This window comes from Alicyclobacillus pomorum DSM 14955, assembly GCF_000472905.1.
Taxonomy (GTDB): Bacteria; Bacillota; Bacilli; order Alicyclobacillales; family Alicyclobacillaceae; genus Alicyclobacillus_A; species Alicyclobacillus_A pomorum.
Genome location: NZ_AXAR01000032.1, coordinates 1 through 5,731 on the forward strand (window position 1 = coordinate 1; position 5,731 = coordinate 5,731).

Annotated in this window: 6 protein-coding genes and 1 pseudogene; 2 read left to right on the forward strand and 5 right to left on the reverse strand. The window is 49.5% G+C overall.

Annotated features, from left to right (window positions below):
- From YWK_RS22285 to YWK_RS0117440, 3 genes and pseudogenes are all read right to left on the reverse strand, one after another.
- Positions 1–262, reverse strand: a pseudogene (locus YWK_RS22285) (hypothetical protein); the annotation flags it as partial.
- A gap of 257 nt (positions 263–519) precedes the next feature.
- On the reverse strand, positions 520–1,053 hold the full coding sequence (locus YWK_RS0117435; protein WP_026965776.1) for a YceI family protein: 534 nt from the start codon (positions 1,051–1,053) through the stop codon (positions 520–522).
- Between the two features lie 136 nt (positions 1,054–1,189).
- On the reverse strand, positions 1,190–2,134 hold the full coding sequence (locus YWK_RS0117440; RefSeq protein ID WP_026965777.1) for an LCP family protein: 945 nt from the start codon (positions 2,132–2,134) through the stop codon (positions 1,190–1,192).
- Between the two features lie 236 nt (positions 2,135–2,370).
- On the opposite strand from YWK_RS0117440, the gene YWK_RS20635 reads away from it, so the two are divergent.
- A complete protein-coding gene (locus tag YWK_RS20635; protein WP_035467442.1) occupies positions 2,371–2,943 on the forward strand; it encodes a bifunctional transcriptional activator/DNA repair enzyme AdaA in 573 nt (190 codons plus the stop codon).
- Positions 2,944–3,075: 132 nt separating this feature from the next.
- Here YWK_RS20635 and YWK_RS22975 read toward each other — a convergent pair whose 3' ends face one another.
- A complete protein-coding gene (locus tag YWK_RS22975) occupies positions 3,076–3,507 on the reverse strand; it encodes a YfmQ family protein (protein ID WP_026965778.1) in 432 nt (143 codons plus the stop codon).
- A 408-nt stretch (positions 3,508–3,915) separates the two neighbouring features.
- Between YWK_RS22975 and YWK_RS0117455 the strand changes: the two genes are divergently transcribed.
- Complete coding sequence (locus YWK_RS0117455; RefSeq protein WP_026965779.1) at positions 3,916–5,220, forward strand: glycosyltransferase family 87 protein; 1,305 nt, start codon at positions 3,916–3,918, stop codon at positions 5,218–5,220.
- 205 nt (positions 5,221–5,425) lie between these two features.
- On the opposite strand, the gene YWK_RS21690 is transcribed toward YWK_RS0117455, so the two are convergent.
- Positions 5,426–5,731: TrkA C-terminal domain-containing protein (locus YWK_RS21690; RefSeq protein WP_026965780.1), on the reverse strand; the 306-nt coding region annotated here is incomplete at its 5' end.

Sequence of the window (5,731 nt, forward strand, 5' to 3'; positions counted from 1 at the left end):
TATTTGCGAGAAGACGTTCATCCTCTACAATTTGTTTGGCAATTTTTAATTTCTCGGTGACTGCACCCTCATGGTCAGGTAGCAATGTCTCGATTGTTTCTCCTAACTCGGCGAGATAATGCAGCATGAGTTTTTCTGCATCTGGATGGTCCTTTTCGAACATCGGTTCCGTTGGCAGCTTCTTTTTGAGATTCGGGTACTTCTTAAGCACGACTCGCTGTAGTCTTTTGGCTGCCTCCCGAATCACCTGAAGAGGTTTCTGGAGTGGAGCATCCGAGCCTTCCTTTTTTCTTAAAATTATACAACCCCCCCAGCACCAAGACTGTACTGGGGGTGTTGTTTACAATTACTGTATTCGTTTTGCAGTGCTCTCCCCTTGGGCACCTTTTCTATCCTCAGCGATTTGAAAAAAAACGACGAACACCTGGTTCAGCACAATACACCGTGTTTCCGGCATTAGGGAAACACACCAGGCGTTTTGCAAATCGCTCATCCTATGATTTCTCTTAGATTCACCGCTCAGGCTTGCTTGGCTGCCTCGATTTGAATCGAAGTCTTAACCTGTTCCCCAATCAACACTCCGCCGGTTTCCAGCGCCGCGTTGTACTTTAATCCGTAGTCGCTGCGATTGATTTTTCCTTCCGCGCTGAACCCGACCTTTTCATTGCCCCACGGATCTTTCCCTTGCCCCTCAAACGTAACTGCAAACGTTTCGGGCCGCGTGATGCCGTGCATCGTCAAGTCTCCCGTGACGTCGTACTCGCCTTCACCGGTCTTGACAATCTTGGTCGATTGGAACGTGATCTGAGGATACTTTTCAGCATCAAAAAAATCAGCATTCTTCAGGTGCGCATCGCGGTCACTGTTCCGAGTGTCGATGCTCGCCACCTCCACCGTAAATTGGATGTTCGCGGTGGTCAAATCGGTCGGGTCTGCCTCGATGGAAGCGTCGAAGTTGTGAAAAGACCCTTTTACTGTCGCAATCATCATGTGTTTCACGGAAAAATCGATACTACTGTGCGGGGTGTCTACAATCCACTTGGACTTTGCCACGAGAGTCCCTCCAATTAACTTACTTATGATTACACGCTAACGAAATTCAAGTTACAAAGTGAAGTATATTGGCCCACGGATTGTTTGTCAATAAGATTTCTATTAATTTTTATTATTGCCAACTTCGTAGACGATGCTATATTGTGAAATGTTGTGCAATGATTTGATGTAGGTCGTCTTGATTCAGAATGATTTGCGACGAGTAGGCCTTCAAGACATCATCGTACGCAATCTGACTTTCCCCTTTGATGGTGAAGTAGTGCACTTGGGACGGTTGAAACGATTTTACAGCCAGAGCAAAACTCAACATGTCTTCCTCGGACATGTTGCTGGCAATCATGTACTGCGGCACAGTGTGAAAGAAAGCTGGCAACTTCGGCAAGTTTGACGGTTTCAACAGCGCGTTTGCAATCCCGAGCAACGCTTCCTCTTGCAGCCTTTGTCGACTATAGTCTCCTTGCGGTAAAGAATCGCGCTCGTGCACGACCTCCGCCACCATTTCCCCATCTAAATCATACGATCCTTTCTTGAATACTTTACCGCGATTTTTTGCATACCACGGATGCGTCAGTGTCTCGTTAAACGGAATCGTCATCCGAATGGGTCCAATGGCATTTACCATCGCTTGCAATCCCCAATAGTTGGTCTCGGCATAATAGTGAATCGGCACGTCGGTCAATGCCCCTACCTGGTTCACCACGTCCATGACACCCTTTTTGACGTCACCGGCGGATTGGCCCAAGTACTGGACATTTGTGAGCTTGGTATGTCCCCATCCTGGCACATAGACACGGCTGTCCCGCGGAATACTCAACACGTCGTATTCCTTGTTCGCGAAGTCCATATGACAAAGCAGGATAGAATCTGTGTGAGAAGCCACGTCGCTGGGACGTGCATCGGAACCCAGCACCAGTACGTTGATACCACGCTGTCCTGTGGCTCCCCTTGGATTCACAACGGGTTTCACGTAGGCAAAATGATGCTCTGGTTGCAATCTGTTGTACATATAACCAAGGACGCCACCGCCTGTGGCGACGAGAGCCAGTACAGTGGTGAGTACGATTTTCGTTCCTCTGCGCATGTGTGATTCCTCCCAACAGAACCTACGTTACTCGAGCGGACAACCGCATTGTGCAGTCCCGTTTTCCAGCCCCCTGAAGTACACGCTGCCACGACTCTTCAAAACTGAGCCGATTTCTCCAGTATTTCCTATCCCAGCTGCGATTCACACGGTCGCGCCATTGTCATTTTCTTGCCCTCATATTTCGGAAGCCTGACAAGAATGGAGCACTCGAAGTATAGTGGAGTTGGCAGGTGATGAATATGAACGAATCCATCTGGCAATCCATCGTCAATTGTGAACCCACGTATGACGGCCAATATTATTACGCAGTTTTGACCACGGGAATTTTTTGTCGACCATCGTGCCGCTCGCGTACACCCAAGCGGGACAACGTGCGCATTTTTAGCAGCATTGAAGAGGCTGTCCAGGCAGGCTTTCGACCGTGCAAGCGATGTCGACCGGACGAACGTCCCTATGGTCCCGATGTCGAACTCGTGATGCAAATGAAGGACCTCATCCAGCGCAGGTGCCATGAACGGCTGACCCTTTCTGCCGTAGCGAGGCAGCTCAGCATCAGTCCGTACCACCTACACCGCGTGTTTAAGCGCGTGACAGGGCTGACGCCGGCTCAGTACATCTGCCGAACGCGCATCACCCGCGCGATGGAACTGCTGAAACACGAGCACAACAAGTCTGTAACAGATATCGCCATCGGCCTTGGATTTCGAAGCATATCTCACTTCTCAACTGTGTTCCGTCAAGCGACGGGCCAAACGCCGTCTGAGTACCGAAACCACGCTTTTGCACATGTCCATGACGGGGGATGACTCAGTGAAAGGATGGTGAGAAGAGGGGTGGATACAAAAGCTCAATTGTCGCGATTGGAAGGCGCTCTCGCGGAATGTGCGCCATCATCGGCCATGTGCAGTGGGGTGTGGGAAAACGACTCTGCATGATGTCTACACATTAGACCGTTCCCTTAGGGATGACAGGAATTTCCGCAAGTCAGCTGACTGAACTCGATATGATACGTGCTTCGTGCCTTTATGTCTTACAATTTCCACCTGGTCGCCCCTACATAGGTACATGCTGAAGAGGAGCACACGACCGCCCTGCTCTATTTTGACGAGAATGGGTCCTTCGCTGTTTTTGGGATCGTAGCCACCCTCATACAAAAAGTTCGCCTCATTGAAGCCCCGTATAAATTGCGTCCTTTGTTCTCCTTCCATTGCAACGCCGTTCACCAAAATGTTGGAAATGCTGTCCTCATCAAGATTGGGGTGTGATTGGAACTTGTCGACCAGTTTGTCTACGAGATACGTCGGGGGCGACATCACAAAAGCAATCACAGCGAAAACGACAAAAATCAGTAACACAACCCACCAACTCATGGACGAAGCCACCCCCGATTATGGCACATGTGGTACAGGTCCAGGGCAGCACAGCGCTTCCACGTCACACACATGTCGCACACCGCTCACAACTAAGCTGCACCAAAGTAGTATGCACTGGGTGGCCATGTAACATGTGTCTCTGGGATACCACGGGCAGTGTGGGTAAGTCCGTGTTGCGACTCATCAGGCGTGCGGTTTGCAATGTGATAGGCGGTCATTTGAGAAGGGATATCTTGATGTTCGGATACATTGCACCTTCCCGAGAATCACCGCATTCCCCATCGGCAAAGATTGGTTTTCCTCTACCAGGCGATTGCATTGTATCCTAATAGGTATAGGATACATGATAGGGTTGCGAAAAGAATGCGATACTCTGTCGATGTACTTCTCCAGGAGGGTCACTCAGTGACGAATATCAGAAAGCTAGACCAAATACCTATATTGAGATTCGCATTCTGGTTCCTTGCCATCGTCGTGTCCAGCTTGTTGGCGTTTGCTGAATGGAATGGGCTGAATGCGATTCATTTACTCCACTATGACTACGGATTTTTTTACTATGCCTTTGAAGCGATTCTTCACCATCAATCTGGCAGTTCACTGTATAACTCACATGCTGAACAAACATTTCTTGCTCGATTTCACTTTCCGTTTCTGCCTCACAACCAGTATGTCTATCCCCCGCAATTTGCGGTGTTCTGGTGCCCATTTGGCGCTTTACCGTTTTCTCTGTCATCAGGAATCTGGATGGCAATGAGCATTCTATTGTACAGTTTAGGCGTATTTTGGATTTCCCGAGTCATATGGCCACGACTTGATTGGAAGTACGTCGGGCTGTTGGTTTTAGGCGCAAGCGTCATGACCCCGGTTCAATTGGACGTTGGTGTCGGTAATGTGAATTGCGTCTTGTTCTCAGCTGTGGCATTGTCGTTTTATTTGCTATACAACAGACAGCAAGCATGGCGGGCTGGTATCCCTCTTGGACTCGCCATTGTTTTCAAAGTGACGCCTGCCGCCATCCTGGTATACTTACTCCTGCGTAAACAGTGGCGTGTTTCAATTTCAGCCTTGTTTACTGCAGGCATCTTCAGTGGAATCACTGCCATCTGGCTCGGACCAGCGTGCTTAATCCACTACGCAGAAAAATTTATGGCATTCGGTCAAACCAGCATGAAGAACGGCCCAGCGCCGTACAATCAGTCTCTGGTTGGTGTCTTGGGTGCGTTTGCTCAACATCATTGGTTGCACTGGCCACCAACTTTCCAAAACGCGTGTTTCTTGCTATTCATGGCGCTCACTGCGTTGCTATTCCTATGGGTCACCATTCGCACTCCGTCTCATCGGTGTATCGACGTTGGCCTTGCGAGTCTGGCGCCCCTCGTGTTTTCGCCACTGGTCGAACAAATGCACATGGTTTTCGTCATACCGAGTCTATTCAGCCTCGTTTACATGGCTCAACGGACAAGACGAGATGCCCCTCGGTCTTCGCAGACTACGTTCTGGGTACTGATGGTTGTAGCAGCGGGTTCTTTTCTAGCCCTGTCCTTGCCGACAACATTTGCCTTGAACTTCCTGGTCAACCATTGGCCACAACTGTTCTGGGTTCACACACACATGTTCTGGGTGTTGTTGGCTTTATTCACAACCACCACTTGGCAGTCGTTACGATGCACTGTACAAGAACTACCGAAACGTCATTATCAAGCTTGTTAAGAATAACGAACCTACACAAGGCCTCTCCGCTGTTGCCGCGGGGTGGCTTTTTTCTTGGCGAACCAGATACTTGCACATATCCTCCGACTGCCGCTGCTGCACTGACACCAGTACGACCGGGTAGGTAACAGGTGGCTGTCAGGGGCCTCATCTGCGGAAACCCACAATCCCAATTGATTTCCAAACTCTTACGTATGGTTTCTCTTTACAAGGAATTGCTTGAAGCTTGGGCATGAAATTCTAGAATGTCCTTTGGATGGCCGACTACAACGAGCGTATCTCCCCGTTTCATGACCGTGTCGCCATGTGCAACCAGTTGAACACCGTCTCGAACAATCGAGAGTATAAGTATGCTCTCTGGAAGCGTGATGTCACGAATCCTCCGACCACTCCAAACGCGGTTACGAAGTACGACTTCATGTATTTGAAAATCAGACGAAGCAGAGAGCAACTGGCTAGACACAGGCGTCTCTACTAACTGCTCCATGAGCGCAACACCTGCCAATTGCGG